This window comes from Streptomyces sp. HNM0645 (genome assembly GCF_030056615.1).
GTDB lineage: Bacteria > Actinomycetota > Actinomycetes > Streptomycetales > Streptomycetaceae > Streptomyces > Streptomyces marianii.
Genome location: NZ_JASHLT010000012.1, coordinates 77,330 through 97,725 on the forward strand (window position 1 = coordinate 77,330; position 20,396 = coordinate 97,725).

Consider the following 20,396-nt stretch of genomic DNA (forward strand, 5'->3'; position numbering starts at 1 on the left):
GGGTTACCTTGACCAAGCAGTAAAAGGAGCTGAGCCATGAAGGAGAGGGCGAGATGACGCGGCTCACGCCGGACGCGGGAGACGAGCCCGCGGCGATCGAGCGGGAAGCCACCGTTCCCGTCCCGGCGGCGGCCAGCGGCGGGCCCGTCAGTCACGCGATCTTCCGCCTGGCCCGCCTGCACCGCATGTTCGCCGGCCCGTTGCTGCGCCGCATCGGCCTGCACCCGGGCCAGGAACTGGTCATGATGCACCTGTGGGAACTCGGCCCGCAGCGGCAGACCGATCTGGTGCGACTGTTGGACTCCGACGCGGCCACCATGACCCGCACCGTCCGGCGCCTGGAGCAGTCCGGCTTCGTTCGCCGCCGGCCCTCCCCCACCGACAAGCGGGCATCACTCATCGAACCCACGACGGCGAGCCATGCCCTGCGCCGTCAGGTCGAGCAGGTCTGGAGCCAACTCGAGGACATCTCCACGGCCGGCCTCACGGACGACGAACGCACGGCCGCCCTGCACACCCTCGAACGGCTGGAGTGCAACCTCGTACAAGCGGCCACCGGCCCCGGCCGAACGACCGACGCGGAGCAGTGAGGGCCGTCCGGGGACGGTTCGGGGACGTGCCAGCGCTCTTGTGCGAGTCGCCTGGTTTCATCGGATGCCGGGCCGGTCCTCGAAGAACAGTGAGAACTGGTTCAGTGCCCCTTTCCCGTGTGCGGCGGCGGGCCGGGCGGCAGGCGCCCGGCACGCCGCCGCATCGGGCGGGCCGATGTCCGGCACTCGGCGGTGCCGCCGGAGACTCTCCGCGGCGTGCGGTGCGGACCGCTCCGCGAACGGGGACGACAGTACGCCGCCGGCCGGAGGCGGTGGCGAGGGACCGATCAGCCGACGTTCCACATGAAGCGGTGGGTGTGGATGCCGAAGTACGGGAAGGTGTCGACACCGGCCACCCCCTCGATGGGCCGGACGGCGTCGTTGACGAAGTCGAGCAGGTCGGCCGGCCCCGGACTGACGACCTCGGCGAAGAGGGCGTAGTGCCCGGCGGTGAGCACCGCGTAGACGACCTCGTCACGGGCGGAAAGAGCGTCGGCGACGGCCCGCGGGTCGCCGTCGACGCGGATACCGAGCATGGCCATGGCCTGGCCGCCCATGGCCATGGGGTCGGTGACGCCCACGACCTGGACGGCCTTCGTGTCGATGAGCCGCTGCAGGCGCTGCCGTGCGGCGGAGGGGGAGAGCCCCACCTTGGGACCGAGGTCTGCGTAGGGGATGCGGCCGTCCGTCTGGAGTTCGCGGAGAATGGCGCGGTCGATGTCGTCCACGGGCGTCAGCCTGCCAGTTCCGCCAGCGCGCCGGCGAAGAGGGCGGTGTGGGCGTCGACGTCGGCCTCGGTGGTGGCGGGGCACATCAGCGCCATGTTGTGGAACGGCGTCATGAGGACCCCGCGGTTTGCCATCCACAGGTGCAGGAAGTCCTCGAGCTCCGGGTCGGAGGCGGCTGCGGACTCTGTACCGGTGCGCGGCGCGGGCGCGGTGAACCGGTACTCCGTGCGGGCGCCGAGGCGGCTGACCGACCAGGGCAGACCGTGCTTGTCGATGCCGCTCCGGACGCCCTGCTCGAAGCGGGCGGAGAGCGCGGACATGGCCGCGAAGGCGCTGTCCGTGAGCACGTGCTCGAGGGTTGCCCGCATGGCCGCGACGGACAGGGCGTTGCCCGCGAGGGTGCCGCCGACCCCGCCCATGTCGACGAGGTCGAGGTCCCCACGGCGGAGAAGTCGGTCGGCGAGGTCGGCGGACAGGCCGTAGGCGCCGGCCGGGACACCTCCGGCGACGGCCTTGCCGATGGTGAGGATGTCGGGCTCCAAGGCCCAGGCGGCGGTGGCGCCACCGGGGCCGGCGGAGAAGGTGTGGGTCTCGTCGTTGACCAGCAGCACGCCGTGCCTGCGGGTCAGCTCCCGGACCCCCTCGAGGTAACCCGGCTCGGGCAGCACGATGCCGATGTTGGTGAGGGCGGGCTCCATGAGGACCGCGGCCACGTCCCCGTGCGCGAGTTCTCGCTCCAGCCCCTCCAGGTCGTTGAACTCGGCGACGCGACTGGTCAGCGTCACGTCGCACGGAGCGCCGACGTTGCCGGGACGGCTGGTCGCACCTCGCCCTTCCGGACCGGTGACGATGAGGGACTCGTCGACGCTCCCGTGGTAGCAGTAGCTGTTGAAGAGGATCTTCTGGCGGCCGGTGACCGCCCGGGCCAGCCGGATGGCCCACCGGTTGGCGTCCGTGGCGGTGAGCGAGAAGGACCAGCGGGGCAGGCCGAAGCGGCGCGCGAGCTCGGCGCCCACCCACTCGGCGTCCTCCGTGGGCAGCATCGCGGTGGCGCCGCCCTGCTCGCGGAAGCGGCGCTCGACGGCGTCGGCGACGACGACCGGGGAGTGACCGGCCATGGCACCGGTGTCGCCGAGGCAGAAGTCGATGTACTCGTGGCCGTCGATGTCGGTCACCCGTGCACCGTGGGCGCCGGCGAGGTAGCGGGGGAAGGTCCCGGCGTTCTTGTTCATCCACGTCATCGGCACCCGTCCGAACAGGTGGTCGGCTGCCTCGTACGCGGCCTTCGAGCGGGGATTGCGGGCCGTCGCCTCGGCCGCCTCGCGGGAGAGCAGTTGCCGCAGCCGGGTGCGATCGATGGACATGGACATGAATGGGCCTCCTCAATGGCGTCTGCGCTTGACGTTACACGCGAATTCGTCGTCCAGGCTAGCTATCACGCACGAAATGAGTGCGATGACGATCGAATCAGCACCTCCCGCCCCCACGCTGCCCTTTCTGGACGTGGCCCCGAGGACGGATCAGCGGATGCGCGTCAACGGTGTGCCCCGGCAGGACACCGGCACCGCCGACCGGGTCCCCCGTGCCGGTCACAGGCGGCTGTCCGGCACGAAGACCACTGGTCAGCCCGCCACTCGGAGCGCGGCAGGAGGAACGCGCGGGAGCGGGTCCGGCGTCTGGGCGGCCACCGCCGCGGCGCCGGGGAGGCGTCGGAACGGCCCACGGCGCACGGGGAAGGCTCCGACGCCCGGCCCGGAGGCCGCGCCAGCCGGGCCGCGCGTCGGCACGGTGAGCGGTGATGCGTCGGAGCGGGACGCGAAGCAGGCGGCCCGGACCGGCCCGTCGCCGTCTACTCGACCCTCTCGATGATCACCATCGCGACATCATCGGCGAGGCAGCCCGCGGAGTGCCGCGTCAGTGCCTGGTGGAGCTCGTCCAGGAACTCTCCGGGGGCGTCACCGCGCACGGCCTCGAAGGCATCGGGAAGCACGAAGAAGTCGCCGTCGCTGTTGCGTGCCTCGATCACACCGTCGGTGTGCAGCAGCAGGCGGTCGCCGCGGACGAACGGATAGGATTCCGTCTTGCCTTCGGAGGGCTCGGGCAGGAGCTCATCAAGGCCGAGCGGCGGCAGCGGGCACCCCGGTATCAGGGCCTCCGCCCTGCCGTGGTGCAGCATCAGCGGCGGCGGATGGCCGCGGTTGACGATCTCGACCACCGGCCCCTGCGGGACCTGGGCCACCAGCGCCGTGACGAACCCCTCCACGCGGGCGTCGGGGTCCACGCCCGGCGACAGGCGCTCCCGCTCCAGGGCCGCCGCGCAGTGCTCCATGACGTCCACCAGGTTCTCCTGGTAGTGGGCCGCCTCCCGGAAGGCCCCCAGCACGGCAGCGGCGGCGCGCACCGCGGGAAGGCCCTTGCCGCGAACGTCGCCGATGATGAGCCGCACCCCGAAGCGGGTTTGCACGGCCTCGTAGAGATCGCCGCCGATCTGGGCACCGGTCTCGGCCGCGACGTACATGCTGCCCGCGCGCAGCGGGCCGATCCGGTCGGGCACCGGTCGCAGCAGCACCTCCTGTGCTGCGACGGCGATCCTTCGGATCTGGTTGAGCTCGTTCTCGCTGCGCGTGCGGGCGGCGCTACTGGTGGTGATGCTCGCGGCAGACACCAGTGCGAGGGCGAGGAGGTTGGTGTACACCTGCTGGTTCTGCCAGGCCTGGTTGTAGGTGGCGGTGATCACGCTGACGACAAGCGCGAAGCAGGCGGCCGCGACCGTTCCCCTGGGGCCCATGGTCACCGCCGCCAATGCCGGTGTCGCGGTCAGCAGCGGTCCCGTGTACATGACGTGCAGGGGCGTGAGCTCGATGACCACCACCAGGACCGCGATCGCGAAAGGCAGGCATTGCGCGAGCACCCAGAGGACCCGGTGGTGACCGTCCACTCGCGGGCGCACGGATGAGCGGATGACCGACCGCATGCCATCAGCCTGCCTGGTCCGGGCACACCTTTCCACTCTTCACGCTCAGCACGCGGGCGGCCGGGCCGGGGGGACAGCGGTGCGAGAGGGACCGTGACCGGCCGCTCGGGATGCCCCGGGCCCGGTTCCCCTCCCCCGTAGCACCCCGACCCTCGCGAGGGCGTCCGCAACCGGCCGTCATCTTCCGGCATCCACTACAGGGAGGGCTTGATATGCAGCGATACATCCTCACCGGCACGGCGGGTGCAGGCAAGGCGTCGATCCTCCGACGCCTGGCCGGCTCGGCCACGAAGTCGTCGAGGAGGCCGCGACCGACGTCATCGAACGGGCGCAGGCACGGGGTGAGAACGAGCCGTGGCTCCGGCCGTCGTTCATCGACGAGGTCACCCGTGTGCAGAGGCGGCGACAGCTCGATGCCTCATCCGGCGCGCGCGTCCAACTCTTCGACCGATCACCGGTCTGCACGCTCGCTCTCGCCACCTTTCTCGGGCAGCCCGTGTCGCCACTGCTCGCCGCCGAACTCGAACGAATCACCGCGGAGAAGGTCTACGAACAGCGGGTGATCTTCGTTCGCAACCTCGGCTTCTGCGAACGCACCGCAGCCCGTCGGATCAGCTTTGAGGAGGCGCTGGTGTTCGAGCGCATCCACGAGCGCAGCCACCGCGGACTGGGCTACGAACTCGTCGACATCCCCACCGGTGACCTCGACCGCCGCGTCGAGGCGGTCAGGGAGGTGATCCCGTCGCTCTCCGGGAGAGGCGGCCGATCACAGGGCGGCCGTGTTCACAGCGATCTGCGAACACGGCGCGGATCGGGCCGGACAAGCGGATCGGGTCCGACAAGCAGGCCCACGACGGCCTGCGCGGCGGGCAGTCCGGCCCTGGAGGTCCTGGCCGCCCGACTGCGGACTTGCCGGTAGCGTCCCTCCGACACCGACGTCCATGGGCGGGGCTCATGGACCTACGCCTCGGACGGCGGACCCTCGTGCTCTTCCCGGAGGCACGGCCGGCTGCTTCGGCGTCCGGGGTGGGGCCGACGGCTGCGCGCTCCGCGTCGGTGTCGGCCGTCCGCCCCCGTGACCGCCGAGCAACCGGTGGCGGCCGCGCTGCCGGAGAGCGAGCTGTCCGGTCATCGAGGAACTGCCGCGAGTGGCCGCAGGTGCCGGCGGGGCTCGTTGGGTGGTGCGGGGCTGGGATCAGGGCTGTCCGGAGCGGCGCCGGGGCCCGCGGACGCCGTGTCGGTGCCGCCGCGCGGCGCCGGCGTCGTTGTCGGCGCCGGGTGTGCCGGGCGAGGAGAAGCCTCCCGGCACCGCGGTGGCGGTCCGGGCGGTGGGGAGCCGGGGCGCACTCTGCGCGGCCGCGCTGGCGGTGGGGCGGGGCCGTGGGGCGTCGGCGACGACGGTGGCGTGCGGGAGCAGCGGGGCACAGCCGGCGCAGACCTCGGCCGCGGTCCAGACGCGTCCGACGGCGGGGTCGTGGCGGAGGATCATGACAACGGATCCGGCGCACTGCACGCGGGTGTCCTGGTGGGCGCCGCACTGCTCGGCGCGGCAGTGGCAGGAGGCGTTCGGGCGGATGGTGGCGGCGCGGGCGTGGGCGGCGGCGTGCCGGGCGGCGAACGCGCGCAGGCTCGCGAGGTCCTTGGAGCGGCGCGGCATCCGGCACGCGGCGGTACTGCAGGAGACCGTGGCGGAGTGGTCCGCGTGGCCCGTCAGCCGGACCGTCCAGGACCGTCCGGGCACGCGCGCGGTGGAGGATTCGCTGTACGCAGTCGTCACAGACACAGGCCGTCCGTTCGTGTTGATCTTCAGGTGCAGGGCTCCACTATGGGCTACCCGCGCTCGGTGGGGCCCGCACATTTACCCGCGGGGCGCCGGACCGGACGGCGTCGCTCGTGTCCCGCCCGGCAGGAGAACCGTCCTCGTGCAGCGGGGAGATGGGCGGCCCGGTGGTACGCGGGAACCAGGCGCACGGCCGCCTGAGCCGCGCCGCCCTGCCGGGGCGGGCCCCTGTGGCCCTTGCGGGGCCCACGGCCTGCGGCGACCCCGGAGGTCCGAGCGGAGGTGACGCCTCCGTCGTTGACGCGTCGTGGGGACCGCGGGGCCGGCGAATGGCGCTGTGGGCTACGCCGGTTCCACCAGGACGGCAGGCAGGGTGCCGCTGACGATCGGTTCCTGCGGCAGCGAGAGCCCGAAGTACCCCTCCACGACGCCCAGTGCGGTGCGGTGTACCTCCCTGCTGTCCCGCTCCGGGTCCGGGAGGCCGGCGGCGGTCAGCAACTCCTGCAAGGGGGCGGCCGTCGCGGGGTCGCCTTCGACCCCCTGATAGCCCCATGAGCCGTCCAGATGCAGATCGCAGGCACTGAGCAGACGGCCGTCGTGGAAGTACGCGAAGTGAGGCGGGACCGGCTTGCCGTTCTCCTCCTCGAACTCCAGGAGGCAGACGTGCGCCCCACCGCGCGACACCGGGGCCGGCGGGCCGAACTCACCCGGCCAGCCGCCGTACGCGACCGCGTATGCCCAGGCACCGGCACTGCCGAGGCGCAGGCCGATGCCGTCGCAGGAATCACCGTAGGTGTCGTCCATGAACTCCAGAAGAGACTCCCCGGTGTGGTCCCCCACTTCCACGACCACGTGTTCGGCGCCGTACGACACGGTCTTCGCGAGGCGCTCGGCGAGCTCTCGTGGGGAGAGCCCGCGGGCGAGCACCACGCGGTAGCCTCCGAAGGCGATGCATCGGGGAGCAGCGAGCCAGGTCGTTCCGTCGGTCATGCCCCTCATCCTGGCCGATCCCTCCGACATTGACCGTGGTGGGGCCGGTGATCGTGGCTCTCCCCTGCCCGGCCCGCTTCCGCGCTCGCCGGTGCTTCCGCGACCGCGCCTGGCAGGTCCCACCGCCAGATCCGACCGCGGGCCAGGGGCTTGACCACTGCGTCCCGTCCGGGCCGGAGGGCGAACGACTCACCCGCGACCGGCATCGCGCCGGCCCCCTCCGCGGCAACAAGCCACCGCCACCGTCTCGGACGGCACTCGCCGAGGAGAATCGCTCCATGCGTATTCTGATCATCACCGCGGGTTCACGCGGGGACGTGGCTCCCTTCACGGGGCTGGGGCGGCGTCTGCTGGACGCGGGCCATCAGGTCGCCGTGGCCGCTCACCCGCCCTTCGCCGCACTCGTCGGCGGGTGCGGTCTCGACTACCGGCCTGTGCCGGGAGACCCGCAGGGGCTGATCCGGGACTGGGCCGGGGCGGCGTCGCGGGCTGAGGCCCAGGCGCTGACGAGGGTGTACGCGGAGGGGCTCGCCGATGGGGTGGCGGAGGCCGTGGAGGACGGGGCCGACCTACTGCTCACGCCCTTCGGCCCGGCACCGCTCAGCCGGACGGCCGGCGAAGCGCTCGGCGTCCCCGTCATCGGCACCTATCTCGTACCGGCGTTCGCCACCGGAGAGTTCCCGCTGCCCAATGCACGGAGCACCGACGGCCCGGGGCCGGAGGGCAACCTCGCCGCGGGCCGGGATGTGCTGAGGCGTGCGGAAGGGGTCTTCACGGGCGCCGTGACCCGGCTGCGTACCCGCCTCGGGCTGCCCGCCGGCGCGCCCTCGGCACCGGTTGCCGTCCGGCCGGTCGTGCACGGCTTCAGCCCGCTGGTGGTGCCGCGCCCCGACGACTGGCCGTCCTGGGTCGACGTGGCGGGCTACTGGTGGCCCGCACGGCCGGACGGCTGGCAACCCCCGGTCGAGCTGGTCGACTTCCTCCAGGCCGGTCCTCCCCCGGTGTTCGTCGGATTCGGCAGTATGGCGGCAGGGCAGGGGCAACGGCTCACTGAGCTGGTGGCTGCGGCGGTGAAGCGGGCAGGTGTGCGTGCAGTGGTGCAGGCGGGGTGGGCAGACCTCGGAGGGGGCGGCGCCGACGTCCTGGCCATCGGCGACGTCCCGCACGACTGGCTGTTCCCTCGCACGGCCGCCGTCGTCCACCACGCCGGGGCGGGTACCACCGCAGCCGGACTGCGGGCCGCAGTGCCCGCCGTGCCCGTGCCGGTCCTGGCCGACCAGCCGTTCTGGGCGTCTCGGCTGTACGGGCTGGGGGTCGCCCCGCGGCCTGTGCCGTTCCGGGATCTCACCGCCGAAGCCCTCGGCGACGCGATTACGGCCTGCCTGTCCGAGCCGTCCCACCGTCGCCGAGCGGCCGAACTCGCCCGAGGGATCGCCGCAGAGGACGGCGCCGCCTCACTGCTCGCCCGCATCGGCTCGGAGAGCGACGGGTGAAGCCGCTTCGCCGTGCTGCCGTACCGGGCCGCCCGAGACGCACTCCCCCACATCCGGTGCCGCCGAAACGCGCGGGCAACCCGAACGCCGGCAAGGCCGGGACCGTGAGTCCGACGGGCGCATGGGGGAACGCCTCCGGCACAGCCGGGCGAGCGGACGACCCACTGCCGACGCGCGGCGGTGCCCAAGGGCTCGCAGGCAATCAGGGTGCTGCTTCCCCGCAAGCCATGGACTTCGGCACATGGAGTGGACAGTCCTCGCAGGAACGGGAGTTGGAGCAGTCGTAGGGGTGGGCGCGACCCTGCTCGCCGATCGTGTGCGCTGGAGCCGGGACAGCCGGGCGCGGGAACGCGAGACGCTCCGGCTGCTGTACGTCGATTACCTGGAAGCGATCGCCTCCGCTCGCGACGAGATATCCCGGGCCAGCGCGGACGTTGGGCGGCCGCTCGCCGAACGCAGCGAGGCCGCGCATCGGGCGATGCGCGAGCACGAGGTCTTCGCCAAGCAGTACCAGCTCGAACTGTCCGCCCCACCCGACGTGGTGGAGCTGGTCGTTTCCGCCACGCAAGGGCTTGTCGACTACCGAGACGCAGTCGTGGGGGGAGCCACCCGCGAGGACGACACCTGTACTGCTGCCCGCCGTGCCTTCCGGGCCGCTCGGAAGACCCTGACGGAAGGTATGCGGGCCACACTCGTCGCATCGGACTGACCCCCACGGTCGCGATCGCCTCGGGCCCCTGGCGCAGGAGGCGCACCGACGTGCGGCCACGGGTCGCACCCGAGGCGGGGAGAAGCCGAGCGAGACCCGTCAGCGACACAGGCGGGCGTTGAGCCGGGCCGCCTGGCGCGTCAGGTGGTCGCGCTCGGCGAGGTTGGGAGCCTTGTGCGCCGCCTCGGCGTAGAGCCGTGCCGCCGTCGCTAGGTCGCCGTCGCGCTCGTGGAGGTACGCCGCCACCGCGGTGCGGCGGGGCAAGGGGTGTCCCCTGCTCGAAGAGCTCGGGGAAGAGGCGTCCAGCGCCGCGAGCGCAGCCAGGCCGGCGCGCGGTCCGTCGGCCTCCCCGACGGCGACCGCGCGGTTGAGCCGGACGACCGGGTTGTCGGTCAGGCGCGTGAGCTCGTCGTACCACTCGACGATCTGCACCCAGTCGGTCTCCTCGGCGGTGGGCGCGTCGGCGTGGAGTGCCGCGATGGCGGCCTGGGCCTGGAACTCGCCCAGCCGGTCGCGGACGAGGGCGGCCTGGAGGATTCCGACGCCCTCGGCGATCAACGCGGTGTCCCACCGGTCGCGGTCCTGCTCGGCGAGCGGCACCAGGCTGCCGTCGGGCGCGGTCCGGGCGGCACGCCGGGCGTGGTGGAGCAGCATGAGGGCGAGCAGCCCGGCCACCTCGGGGTGGTCGACGGCGGCCGCGAGCTGCCGGGTGAGCCGGATGGCCTCGGCGGCGAGGTCGACGTCGCCCGAGTAGCCCTCGTTGAAGACCAGGTAGAGGACGCGCAGGACGGTGGCGACGTCGCCGGGCCGGTCGAAGCGCACGCCGGAGACGGTGCGCTTGGCCCGGCTGATGCGCTGCGCCATGGTTGCCTCGGGCACCAGGTACGCCTCGGCGATCTGGCGGGTGGTCAGCCCGCCGACAGCGCGCAGCGTGAGGGCGACCGCCGATGCCGGAGTCAGCGACGGGTGGGCGCAGAGGAAGTAGAGCTGGAGCGTGTCGTCCACCCCGGGCGCCGGCCCGGGCGCCGGCCCGGGCGCCGGCTCCTCCCCGACGCGCTCCTCACGCCGCCGACGGGCCGCGTCGGCGCGGGCGGCGTCGAGGAACTTGCGCCAGGCCACGGTGACCAGCCAGCCCTTGGGATCCCGCACGGGGTATCCGCTGCTCGAAGAGCCCGGGGAGGGGTCGGCCGCCCAGACCCGGAGCGCCTCCACCAGAGCGTCCTGCACGGCGTCCTCGGCCGCCGCGAAGTCTGCTCCGCGGCGGACGAGGACGGTGAGCACGCTCGGCGTGAGGCTCCTGAGCAGGACCTCGTCCATCGGCGACGTCACTCCGTGATGGTGGGCGGCGCGGTCAGGAAGGGGCGCACCTCCAGCCACTCGTGGATCGGCCTGCCGCCCGCCCCGGGGGCGGCCGACAACTCACCTGCCAGCTCGACGGCGCGCTCGTAGCTGTCGACGTCGATGATCATCCAGCCGGCGACGAGGTCCTTGGTCTCGGCGAACGGTCCGTCGGTGACCGGCGGGCGGCCTTCGCCGTCGTAGCGGACCCAGGCCCCCTCGGGGGCGAGCGCCTGACCGTCGACGAACTCGCCCGTCTTCTCCAGCCGGGCCGCGAAGTCGTTCATGTACTGCACATGGGCAGAGATCTCCTCCGGGCTCCACTGGGCCATCGGTACGTCGTTGACCGGAGCCGGGGCGCCGCGGTAGTGCTTCAGCAGCAGGTACTTGGCCATCGTGGTTCTCCTCGTGCTCGTGCGACCCATTGTGGCCGCGTTCGCCCCTGGGACGGAGCCGGACGCGGGTTCTCGACATCGCCGTCCGGTGTGTTCTCCCGGGCTCTCGCGGATGAGCCCGAAGCACACCGCCGCCCGGCGGGAACGCAGTCTCCGCCGCCCCTGACGCGGGAGCCCCGCCCTGCTGCCCCAAGCACGAGGGGTACGGGCACCGCCGGTCGTGGGGTGCGCCCCGGCCGTACCGCGTCCCCGTCGCCCGGAAACCGGGGACGGGCACCCAGCGTCACCACCGGCTACGGAACGGACACGGCCGGGCCACGTCCGGTACCGCCTCCCGTCGCACTCCGCCCTTCTGCCCGCGCTCCTCGACCGTGCCCTCGCCTCCTCACCCGACCGCGTCGCCCGGCTCACCGGCCGCCGGACGGCGACGACGCCGAAGCGCTCCCCTGCACCCTCCTCTCCGACCACGGCGACCCCGCTCCCGTGCAGCAGTACCGAGCTGCGGGCCATGGCCGCACACGACAGGGACGCAGCTGCGGCCGTTCGCGCCTTACACGACCGGTACGCCGCCCATGTCGTCAGCGTCGACGCTTCCCCGACGACCGCGCGTCCGGTCTCTCCGCAACCACCGCTCGCCACTGTGCCGAAGCCTTCGTGAAGCCGGTGGGAGGCGCCGCTCTGTTCCGCTCCGGCGTCGCCGGGCGGCGCGACACCGCGACGGACACCCGGCTGCGTCACGTCCTGCGCACCATCCTGACGCACGTGCCCCGGAACTGGGACCCCGCGGCCGCACCCGCCGGAGCAGACACCTTCCCCCGGCCCGGGCGGCCATGGTGGCGAGCGCGCAGCGCCGACGAGGCGGAGCGGGCACGGTGGCCGGGGTCGACATCAGTCTCGACGCCGAACTCGTGGTGGAAGTGATGGTTCTGGCCGGGGTCGGCTCGCCCCAGGACGCCATCGAGGCGGTTGTGCGGGACTCCATCGCCCGGGGCCACCGCACAGAGGCCCGCACCGAGCTCAAGGACGGGAGTCTGCGCGAACGAGACCTCAGGCCGCAGGAGCCGCAGGGCTGATCCTCGGCTTCGAGGCACCGCTCGAGCCGTCGGGACGCGCTTCGAAGGGCTCGCCGGCGCTCGCCGGCACAGAGACCGGTCGGCAGTGCGCAGGGGAGGCCCCGGAAGGAATGCGGAAGCGCCTGCGGAACGACGGCCCCGCCCCGCTGCCCGCTCCTCGCCGCTGTCCGGGTTCCCGCCGGCACCGGTGGTTTCGGAGCGCACGGCGGTCGCGGTTCCGAAGCGGCGCCCCGCTCTGTGCCGAACGCCCGCTGGTCCTGCGCACCCGGAACCGGGTGACGTGCTCACCGCCCGGGCCGTTCACCCCGGCTGCCGCCTCCGCTCGGGAAGTCTCCCGCGGCGGCGCCTGCGACCGCAGGTCCGTGGTGAGCCGGGCGGGCCTCGTGACGTTCTCCGGCCCGTGCACCGCTACTGGTTCCGGCTTCCGGTGCACCGGTCCCGGCGGGCGGGACAGCCCTGACCACCCGTCCGGGCTGTCCCGTCCGGCAGGGCCGCCCCGCGCCCGGGTTTCGGGGAGGGACGTCCGCGATGTCAGCCGTGGGCGCGGCCGGGTCCCCCGCCCGGGCCTCCGGGCAGGACGCCGCTCTCCGCGGCCTTGAGGATGGCGTCGGCCTGCTCCTGGGTGAGTTTCCCTTCGGACACCGCCTTCTCGAGACGCTCCGAGAGACGCTGCTCGCGCTCCTCCTTGTGCTCCTGCTGCCTCTCGCTGCGGATCTTCTCGAGCGCCGCCTTCACCTTGTCCTCGGACACGCCCAGTTCCTTCGCCAGAGCGGCCGCCAGTTCCTCCTGGCGCTCCTCCATGCGGTCCTTCCGGGCCTCCCTGCGCTCCTCCCGCGAATTCGGCGTGTCACCGGAAGGCGCGGTCGACTCCGTCGCAGTGGCCGGAGCGCTGTCCTCCGCGAGCGCCACGGCGGGGAACAGCAGCCCCACGCTCGCGACTCCTGCGATGGCGAGACCCACTCGAGCTCTCTTGGTCACCATGGAACATTCCTCCGCTTCCGGGATCCGTGTCGTCTTCGAAGATCGGACACGAGGCTGTGGCGAAGCTGGGAGCGAGATGAGAATCCCCTTTGAAGCACGCCGCGCCCGCGCCGTCACGGTCCGCCCACCGGCCGGCCGCGCCGCGCGCGAAGGACGTCGGCGACCGGTCGAGGGCAGCTCCCGGGATGCGGGCCTGCCCGACCCCGCAACCGAACGTACGAGCGATGCGGCACACTTGGGGCCGGCATATGGCCAAGGGCGCTGAGGAGGCCGTCAGTGAGGGGGCAGGCAGCATGAGTACACCGGTCTGGGAGCGCAGGCTGCGACGGACCCTCGCATCGGAGACGGCCGAGCCGTTGCTCGTCCTTGCGGCCGGAGCCGCCGGCACCGGAAAGAGCCACCTCGCACGGCGTCTCGCCGATCTGCCCGAGGCCACCGGCGCCGAGGTGCTCACCTGGACCTGCGGCGAAGGCGCCGCCGCGCCCGAGCCGGCAGGCGACGGGCCGGTCCTGCTCCTGGTCGACGACCTGCACCGGGCGGACGCCGCCGAACGCAGCGCACTGCGCCGGTTGCTGGAACGCTCCCGGCCCTCGCGCGCGACCGTGGTGCTCTACCGGCCCGAGGAACTGCCCCACCCCGGTCTGCCGCTGGGCACACCGCCACTGCGCTACCCGCCCGAGATGGCCGTCCTCGAGCACCGGGTCACGCCGTGGACCACCGAGCAGGTGCAGCGGGCCGCGGCGGCCGCCCTCGGCGACCGCTGCTCACCCGAGGCCGTCGCCCGGCTGCACGAACAGTCCGGTGGGGTGGCGCAGGTGGTGGCGGACCTGCTGGTGGTGCTGGGCGAACGGGACCTGCAGCGGTACACCGCGGCCGACGTGGACGCCGCGGGCGTGCCCGTCCGCCTCGCCGAACTGGCGCTGAGCCGAACGGCATCGCTGCCCACGTCGCAGCGGGCCGTGGTGTGGGCCGCCGCGGTGCTGGGAGAGCCGGTGACGCGGGAGGAACTGCTGGCGGTCGCCGAGGGGGCGACGTCCGGCCGGCCGCCCGGCGGCGCCTGCGAGCGCGGACCCGCGCCCGCGGGGAGGGCCGGGCGGAACCCCGTGCTCGACGACGCGCTGGCCGGAGCGCTCGATGCGGCCGTGCTCGCCGAGTACCCGGGCCGCCGGTACGGGTTGCTCGTCCCGCTCGCCGCGCGCGCCGTGCGCCGGGTGCTGCCCGGCCCCGTACGGCAGGAACTGCATGCGAGGGCCGCCGACGTGCTGGTGCGCAGGCAGCCCGTGCCGTGGACGTCGCTCGCGCGGCACCGCCGGGAGGCCGGCCGGGTCAAGGCCTGGTTGCGTGCCGTGGAACGGGCCGCTGCCCTGGCCACCGGGGCCGGAGACCACCAGGCAGCGATCAAGCTGCTGGAGGAGGCCCTCGCGTCGCCGGACATACCCCGTGCCGCCCGGGCCGGGCTGGCGCCGCGACTGGCTGACATCGCTGTCAACGGGCTGCGTTCGGACCAGACCGTCGAGGTGCTCTCGCAGATCGTGGAGGACGAGAGCCTTCCCGCCGTGTTGCGCGGCGAGATCCGTCTCGATCTGGGACTGCTGCTGTGCAATCAGGTCGGGATGGGCGGCACCGGGTGGACCGAGCTGGAGCGGGCCGCCGCCGAACTTCGCAGCGAGCGCCCCGGATTGTCCGCACGCGCCATGTCGGCGCTCGCGATGCCCTACTGGCCCGGCTCCTCCATCGACGTCCACCGCGCCTGGCTCGAGGACGCCGCGGTGGCCGCGGACGACAGCGGCGACGAAGTCGTCCGCACGGCGGTGCGGGCCAACCGCGCCGGGCTGGCGATGAGTTGCGGTGACCCCGAGGGCTGGGACCTGCTGAAGTCGCTGCCCACCGATCACCCCGACCCCGGAATCCGCCGGCACGCCGCCCGCGGGCTGTGCAACGCCGCCGACTCGGCGGTGTGGCTCGGCCACTTCGCAGGAGCCGAGGACCTGCTCCGCGAGGGGCTCGAGCTGTCGGCACGCAGTGGTGCCCCGTACACCGAGCACACCGCCCTGGGGGCGAGACTGCTGCTGGAGTGGTTCACCGGGCGCTGGGCGGGGCTGGCGGAGCGCTGCGAGGAGTTCGTCGCCGCGACCGCCGACATGCCGGTCATCAGTGCGGACGCACGCATGGTCCGCGGGATGCTCGCCCTCGCCCAGGGCGAGTGGGGCGCCGCGCTCTCGTGGCTGGCCGGCCCTGACGCGTCCTCGGCCGAGCATGCCGCCGCGCCGCATGCCGCCACCACGTCCGGAGCCCTGATCCGGTTGGCGCTGGCCCGTCAGGACGTGCCGGCGGCGGCCGAGGAGGCCGGGAGCGCCTGGCGGAAGGCCTCGGCGAAGGGCGTGTGGGTGTGGGCCGCGGAGCTGGCTCCCTGGGCCGTCGAGGCGGTGGCCCGCGCGGGCGAGGTGGCGGCGGCCCGTGCCATGGTCGAGGAGTTGTCGTCCGGCTTGGCCGGGGTGGACGCGCCCTCCGCCACGGCCGCGTTGAGCTGGAGCCGGGCGGCACTGGCCGAGGTGGACGGCCGCCCGCTGGACGCCGTCCCCCTGTACCGTGAGGCCGCCGCGGCCTTCGATCGCGCACCGCGCCCCTACGCGCGGGCACTGGCCGCCGAGGGAGCGGCACGCTGCACACTCGAGGCGTTCGGGGCGAACGGCCGTGATTCGTCCGAGCGGCAGGACGGTCCCGGAGCGGACGCCGCCCTCGCCGTCGACGAACTGACGGCCTGCACGGCTCTGTTCACCGAGCTCGGCGCGGTGTGGGACGCCGCCCGCGCCCGCGCCGTGCTCCGCCGTCACCAGCCGGCCAAGGAGGGCCGTCCGCCGGGACGTCCCGCGTACGGCGGTCAACTCTCCCCGCGCGAACGGGAGGTCGCCGAGCTCGCGTCGGCCGGGCTCACCAACAAGGAGATCGCGGGGATCCTGCATCTGTCACCGCGTACGGTCGAGCAGCACGTCGCCCGGGCCATGCGGAAGCAGGGAACGCCCTCTCGCCAGGAGCTCGCCGAGTGGCGGGGGCCGGCCGCGCCGGAGGGGCCGGAGCGGACGCGGACCGCCCCGGTCGGCGCTCCCGGCGACGCCTGACCGATCCGCTTCGTATCCGTGCGTGGCCGCGGCGTCGCATCCCTGCGTGAGCCCGTGACTCCACCCACCGCTGAAGCGGCGGGCTTCCTGCGTCGGTGGCCGAGCACCGTCGCAGAGGACCGGCCCGGCCCTGATGGGGTAGCCGCATCTCCGCGTATGCGCTTGTGCGCTCGGGTCGATCCGCACCATGACGCGCGCATTCGGTGATCAATCGGACAGGCAAGCGCTTGGTCAGAGGTTAATCACGTATCCGTAGTACCCGGGCCCCGGATATTCGTACGCGGACTCCGGCCGTAGGTTCCTTCCACTTGCCCGGTCGACCTGCATCCGCCGCGAGGTACCACCTGATGCACGCCGGCCGGCCTGCGCCGTGTGCGGGGTCTCCCACGAGGCCCTGCCCGGCTCGTCCAACCCCCACATCACCCTGACGCGGCCAGGGGCCGGCTTGTCATGACCGAACCAACCCATTCGGTTCGACCTGCCGGGAGCAGACCGGAAAGGCAACGCCTTGAACCGTTCCAGACCGTTTCGCATATCCGTGCTCGCGGTGACCACCACCGCACTTCTCGCCACGGGAGCCGCAACCTCCGCCGCCGCAACCCCGTCCCCGCAGCCCGCCGCCCCCGCGGCGAACTCCACCGCGGACACACCCGTCGAACGTCTGATCGTCGGATACAAGTCCCGTGCGGCTGAGGCCGCATCGGACTCCGCCGCGGACAAGGACGCCCGGGCCAAGGGGAAGAAGGCCGGTGAGTCGGTCGGCTTCGACCGCCGCCTCGGCACCGGCGCCGCCCTTCTCGACCTCGGCGGCAAGCTGGACGAGGGCGATGCCTCCGACGTCATGGAAGCCTTCCGCGCCGACCCCGACGTCGCCTACGTCGTCCCGGACACCCGTATGTACGCCACGGCCGTCACCCCGAACGACACGGAGTACAGCCGTCAGTGGGACCTCTTCGAGAGCACCGCGGGCATGAACGTTCCCGCGGCTTGGGACAAGGCCACCGGACAGGGCGTCAAGGTCGCCGTGATCGACACCGGTTACGTCGCGCACTCGGACCTCGCCGCCAACGTCGTCAGCGGCTACGACTTCATCTCCGACCCGTTCATCTCCCAGGACGGAGGAGGCCGGGACAGCAACGCGGCCGACCCCGGCGACTGGATGGACCGCGGCGAGTGCGGTGTCGACGAGGACGGCCTGCCCGTGCCGGGGCAGGACACCGACAACTCCTGGCACGGCACGCACGTCGCGGGCACGATCGCCGCGGCCGCGGACAACGGCAAGGGCGTGGTGGGCATCGCCCACGACGCGACCATCCAGCCGGTGCGCGTGCTCGGCAAGTGCGGCGGGATGACGTCCGACATCATCGACGCCATCACCTGGGCGTCCGGCGGCTCCGTGCAGGGCGTGCCGAGCAACCCGTACCCCGCCGACGTCATCAACATGAGCCTCGGCGGCGAGGGCGGCTGCGACTCCGGCACCCAGAGCGCGATCAACGCGGCCGTGGGCCGAGGGACCACGGTCGTCGTCGCCGCGGGCAACGACGACGCCAACGCCGCCTACTTCAACCCGGCCAGCTGCAGCAACGTCATCACCGTCGCCGCGAGCGACCGCCAGGGCAACCGCGCCTACTACTCCAACTACGGCAGCGTCGTCGACATCACCGCCCCCGGTGGCGAGACCTCGCCGAGCAGTTCCAACGGCATCCTCTCCACGCTCAACAGCGGTGCGCGCAGCATCGGGAGCGAGAACTACGTCGCCTACCAGGGCACCAGCATGGCCGCCCCGCACATCGCGGGCCTCGCCGCGCTGATGGTCGACGCGAACCCGTCCCTGACCCCCGCGCAGATCGAGTCGACGATCAAGAGCACCGCCCGCACGCTGCCGGGTTCCTGCTCCGGTGGCTGCGGCGCCGGCCTCGCCGACGCGGGTGCCGCTCTCGGCGCCGGCGGCGGCACGCCCACGGGCTCGAACGTCTTCCGCAACACCGCCGACGTCAGCATCCCCGACAACGGCAGCTGGGTGACCTCGTCCGTGGCGGTGACCGGGCGCAGCGGAAACGCCCCGTCGAGCCTGAAGATCGACGTGGACATCAAGCACACCTACCGCGGTGACCTGATCATCGAGATCGTCGCCCCGAACGGCTCTTCAGCACGCCTGAAGGAAGCGTCCGGCGACAGCACCGCGAACCTGCTCACCACCTACACCGTCGACGCCTCCGGGGTCGCGGCGAACGGCACCTGGAAGCTGCGGGTGTCCGATGCCTACTCGAGCGACACCGGGTACATCGACTCCTGGGGCCTGACCTTCTGACGGTTCCGCCCACTGATCTGCCGGTGCCCTCGGGGCACCGGCAGATCACGCGTTCCCCCGCTTCCGGTCGAGGTCCCGCGGGGACACGCCGTCGCGGCGCGGGGCCGAATCCCCGACGCCACGCTCGCCCCCTGCCCCGTCCCGCCATTGCGCTCCCGGCCCACCGCGGCAGTCCCGGCCCGTCCACCCGGTCATGCGCGGGCGCACGGCCGGGGCTCAGGGGCGGTCCGCGTCGCCGGGGAACGCCGCGAAGAGCACGGCGAGAACGGCGGCGGCGACGAGCGCCGCGACTCCCAGGCTGACCTGGCCGGCCTGGATGAAGTTCCGCTCCGCGATGTCCGCGAGGCGCGCGTCGAAGTGGCGGATCTGAGCGCCGGGGGCGCTCATCGAAACATGCGTGTGCGGATCCGCGTGCAGAATGATCTCCCGGCTGGCGCCGAGCCTCTCGGCCGGATCGGGAATCACCTGCTCGATGTCCCTGCCGAGGGTGACTCCCAACCACACGGTCATCACCGTGCCGAGTGCGGCGAAGCTCATCGCCCCGCCGAGAGGTTGCTGGGTGTTCACGATTCCGGACGCCATGCCCGACCGGTCCTGCGGCATGACCTCCAGCACCAGTGCCACGACCGGAGTGATGACCAGGGCCGAAGCCATGCCGACGACGGCCATGCCGAGCAGGACCGTGCCTCTGCCTACGGGAAAGCCGAACACCATGGTGAGCAGGCCGAGCAGCAGACCCGCCTGACCGGACAGAAGCAAGCGCCGCAGGCCGAATCGCCTCCGCAGCCTTGCGGCCTTCAGAGCGGCCGCCGCATATCCGGCGGCGAACGGAAGGACGAGGAACCCGACCGCCACTGGGGAATACTCTCGAATACTGCGGTAGTACTGCATCACGACGAAGAACGCGCCTTCGTTGCAGAAGGCGGCGAAAAACACCGTGGCCACGGCGAGCGAGTACAACCGGCTACGGAACAGCGAGACGTCGAGCATGGGATGACGGGCACGGGATTCACGGACCACAAAGGCGAGGAACCCCAGCAAACTCAGCCCGAGCAGCGAGAGTGTGACACTCGAGCGCCATCCGAAGGACGGCCCCTGGATCATAACGAAGGCCAGTGACGCCACTGTCGTGACGAAGAAGAACTGGCCCGTCCAGTCAAATCCACGGATGCACACGTCCTGGGATTCCGACACGCAGCGGAGTGTGATGACCTGCACGACGACGCACAGCGGAACCGTGGCGACGAAGAGGCCGCGCCAGCCCATCAGCTGGATCAGGATTCCCCCCACGGGCGGTCCCATGGCCACTGCCACGCTTCCCACGGCGACCCAGGTTCCGACAGCCTTCGTTCTGGCCTCCCGAGTGGTGCTCACCATGCTCACAAGGGCGAGCGAGGTGACAATGACCGCAGCGGCCGAAACCCCCTGCACCCCTCTCGCCACCACGAGGACGAGCACGCTTGACGTTGTGGCGGCGATCAACGAGCACGCGACGTACACGCTCAGGCTCACCAGGTAGACGATTCTCCTGCCGAAGACGTCCGCCAGTGTCGCGCTGATCATCGTGGCCGACGCCATACCGATGCTGTAAACCCCCACGAGCCATTGCAGGTCGGATTCCCCCATGCCCAGACGACGCTGCATGTCGAAGATCCCGACGTAAGTGATCAGGACGTTGACATTGACGACGAACAGCCCGAGATATGCCGCGAGAAGAGTTCTCGGCCGGCGTTTGCTCCAATAGGGGCGGGCCGGCAGGGAAGGCATTTCGGACGACATGGCCGGAGCGTATCAGCGCGCTTGCTCATTCGATCAGACGCAGCGCTCCGCCGTCGTGAATGGCTGCCGTGGAGGATCGAGGGCGGTACCGGTGCAAAAGAGCCGGGCCGCAGGGGTGTTCAGGATTCGGGTGCCG

The 20,396-nt window shown here is 72.4% G+C and carries 16 protein-coding genes; 7 read left to right on the forward strand and 9 right to left on the reverse strand.

Annotated features, from left to right (window positions below; translation table 11 throughout):
- Positions 1-53: 53 nt before the first annotated feature.
- Positions 54-590, forward strand: coding sequence for a MarR family winged helix-turn-helix transcriptional regulator (locus QMZ92_RS09920; protein ID WP_283296877.1), 537 nt, complete (start codon positions 54-56; stop codon positions 588-590).
- A 287-nt stretch (positions 591-877) separates the two neighbouring features.
- Here QMZ92_RS09920 and QMZ92_RS09925 read toward each other — a convergent pair whose 3' ends face one another.
- The 3 genes from QMZ92_RS09925 to QMZ92_RS09935 all read right to left on the reverse strand — a co-directional run bounded on the left by QMZ92_RS09925 (position 878) and on the right by QMZ92_RS09935 (position 4,292).
- Positions 878-1,318, reverse strand: coding sequence for an Lrp/AsnC family transcriptional regulator (locus QMZ92_RS09925; protein WP_138057044.1), 441 nt, complete (start codon positions 1,316-1,318; stop codon positions 878-880).
- 5 nt (positions 1,319-1,323) lie between these two features.
- Complete coding sequence (locus QMZ92_RS09930; RefSeq protein WP_283296878.1) at positions 1,324-2,688, reverse strand: transaminase; 1,365 nt, start codon at positions 2,686-2,688, stop codon at positions 1,324-1,326.
- A gap of 479 nt (positions 2,689-3,167) precedes the next feature.
- Positions 3,168-4,292: a PP2C family protein-serine/threonine phosphatase gene (locus QMZ92_RS09935; RefSeq protein WP_283296879.1), complete on the reverse strand. Its 1,125-nt coding sequence runs from the start codon at positions 4,290-4,292 to the stop codon at positions 3,168-3,170.
- Between the two features lie 319 nt (positions 4,293-4,611).
- Here QMZ92_RS09935 and QMZ92_RS09940 point away from each other — a divergent pair, with 319 nt between their 5' ends.
- Entirely contained in the window at positions 4,612-5,211 is a 600-nt protein-coding gene (locus QMZ92_RS09940) for an ATP/GTP-binding protein (RefSeq protein ID WP_283296929.1), read from the forward strand.
- A gap of 276 nt (positions 5,212-5,487) precedes the next feature.
- Here QMZ92_RS09940 and QMZ92_RS09945 read toward each other — a convergent pair whose 3' ends face one another.
- Both QMZ92_RS09945 and QMZ92_RS09950 read right to left on the reverse strand, forming a co-directional pair.
- Positions 5,488-6,075 (reverse strand): hypothetical protein, encoded by a 588-nt coding sequence (locus QMZ92_RS09945; RefSeq protein WP_283296880.1) that lies wholly within the window; start codon positions 6,073-6,075, stop codon positions 5,488-5,490.
- 339 nt (positions 6,076-6,414) lie between these two features.
- Positions 6,415-7,062: a hypothetical protein gene (locus tag QMZ92_RS09950; protein WP_283296881.1), complete on the reverse strand. Its 648-nt coding sequence runs from the start codon at positions 7,060-7,062 to the stop codon at positions 6,415-6,417.
- A 278-nt stretch (positions 7,063-7,340) separates the two neighbouring features.
- Here QMZ92_RS09950 and QMZ92_RS09955 point away from each other — a divergent pair, with 278 nt between their 5' ends.
- The gene (locus QMZ92_RS09955; RefSeq protein ID WP_283296882.1) at positions 7,341-8,555 is read left to right on the forward strand and encodes a glycosyltransferase; all 1,215 of its coding nucleotides are present in this window, start codon (positions 7,341-7,343) and stop codon (positions 8,553-8,555) included.
- A gap of 241 nt (positions 8,556-8,796) precedes the next feature.
- The gene (locus QMZ92_RS09960; RefSeq protein ID WP_283296883.1) at positions 8,797-9,264 is read left to right on the forward strand and encodes a hypothetical protein; all 468 of its coding nucleotides are present in this window, start codon (positions 8,797-8,799) and stop codon (positions 9,262-9,264) included.
- A 99-nt stretch (positions 9,265-9,363) separates the two neighbouring features.
- Here the strand turns inward: QMZ92_RS09960 and QMZ92_RS09965 are convergent, their stop codons facing one another.
- A complete protein-coding gene (locus QMZ92_RS09965) occupies positions 9,364-10,581 on the reverse strand; it encodes an RNA polymerase sigma factor (protein ID WP_283296930.1) in 1,218 nt (405 codons plus the stop codon).
- A gap of 8 nt (positions 10,582-10,589) precedes the next feature.
- Positions 10,590-10,997: a YciI family protein gene (locus QMZ92_RS09970; RefSeq protein WP_283296884.1), complete on the reverse strand. Its 408-nt coding sequence runs from the start codon at positions 10,995-10,997 to the stop codon at positions 10,590-10,592.
- 872 nt (positions 10,998-11,869) lie between these two features.
- On the opposite strand from QMZ92_RS09970, the gene QMZ92_RS09975 reads away from it, so the two are divergent.
- The gene (locus QMZ92_RS09975; protein ID WP_283296885.1) at positions 11,870-12,070 is read left to right on the forward strand and encodes a DUF2191 domain-containing protein; all 201 of its coding nucleotides are present in this window, start codon (positions 11,870-11,872) and stop codon (positions 12,068-12,070) included.
- Positions 12,071-12,601: 531 nt separating this feature from the next.
- On the opposite strand, the gene QMZ92_RS09980 is transcribed toward QMZ92_RS09975, so the two are convergent.
- Positions 12,602-13,051 carry a hypothetical protein gene (locus QMZ92_RS09980; protein ID WP_283296886.1) on the reverse strand — a complete coding sequence of 150 codons (450 nt, stop codon included), beginning with the start codon at positions 13,049-13,051 and terminating at the stop codon, positions 12,602-12,604.
- Positions 13,052-13,344: 293 nt separating this feature from the next.
- On the opposite strand from QMZ92_RS09980, the gene QMZ92_RS09985 reads away from it, so the two are divergent.
- Together QMZ92_RS09985 and QMZ92_RS09990 are read left to right on the forward strand one after the other, a co-directional pair.
- Positions 13,345-16,170 (forward strand): LuxR C-terminal-related transcriptional regulator, encoded by a 2,826-nt coding sequence (locus QMZ92_RS09985; protein ID WP_283296887.1) that lies wholly within the window; start codon positions 13,345-13,347, stop codon positions 16,168-16,170.
- A gap of 547 nt (positions 16,171-16,717) precedes the next feature.
- Positions 16,718-18,481 carry a S8 family serine peptidase gene (locus QMZ92_RS09990; RefSeq protein WP_502962028.1) on the forward strand — a complete coding sequence of 588 codons (1,764 nt, stop codon included), beginning with the start codon at positions 16,718-16,720 and terminating at the stop codon, positions 18,479-18,481.
- Between the two features lie 216 nt (positions 18,482-18,697).
- Here QMZ92_RS09990 and QMZ92_RS09995 read toward each other — a convergent pair whose 3' ends face one another.
- Positions 18,698-20,260 carry an MFS transporter gene (locus QMZ92_RS09995; protein WP_283296888.1) on the reverse strand — a complete coding sequence of 521 codons (1,563 nt, stop codon included), beginning with the start codon at positions 20,258-20,260 and terminating at the stop codon, positions 18,698-18,700.
- Between the last annotated feature and the right edge of the window lie 136 nt (positions 20,261-20,396).

Coding starts and splice junctions, on each gene's coding strand:
- QMZ92_RS09920 (WP_283296877.1), top strand. CDS start 54: ATGACGCGGCTCACGCCGGACGCGGGAGACGAGCCCGCGGCGATCGAG.
- QMZ92_RS09930 (WP_283296878.1), bottom strand. CDS start 2,688: ATGTCCATGTCCATCGATCGCACCCGGCTGCGGCAACTGCTCTCCCGC.
- QMZ92_RS09935 (WP_283296879.1), bottom strand. CDS start 4,292: ATGCGGTCGGTCATCCGCTCATCCGTGCGCCCGCGAGTGGACGGTCAC.
- QMZ92_RS09950 (WP_283296881.1), bottom strand. CDS start 7,062: ATGACCGACGGAACGACCTGGCTCGCTGCTCCCCGATGCATCGCCTTC.
- QMZ92_RS09955 (WP_283296882.1), top strand. CDS start 7,341: ATGCGTATTCTGATCATCACCGCGGGTTCACGCGGGGACGTGGCTCCC.
- QMZ92_RS09960 (WP_283296883.1), top strand. CDS start 8,797: ATGGAGTGGACAGTCCTCGCAGGAACGGGAGTTGGAGCAGTCGTAGGG.
- QMZ92_RS09965 (WP_283296930.1), bottom strand. CDS start 10,581: ATGGACGAGGTCCTGCTCAGGAGCCTCACGCCGAGCGTGCTCACCGTC.
- QMZ92_RS09970 (WP_283296884.1), bottom strand. CDS start 10,997: ATGGCCAAGTACCTGCTGCTGAAGCACTACCGCGGCGCCCCGGCTCCG.
- QMZ92_RS09980 (WP_283296886.1), bottom strand. CDS start 13,051: ATGGTGACCAAGAGAGCTCGAGTGGGTCTCGCCATCGCAGGAGTCGCG.
- QMZ92_RS09985 (WP_283296887.1), top strand. CDS start 13,345: ATGAGTACACCGGTCTGGGAGCGCAGGCTGCGACGGACCCTCGCATCG.
- QMZ92_RS09995 (WP_283296888.1), bottom strand. CDS start 20,260: ATGTCGTCCGAAATGCCTTCCCTGCCGGCCCGCCCCTATTGGAGCAAA.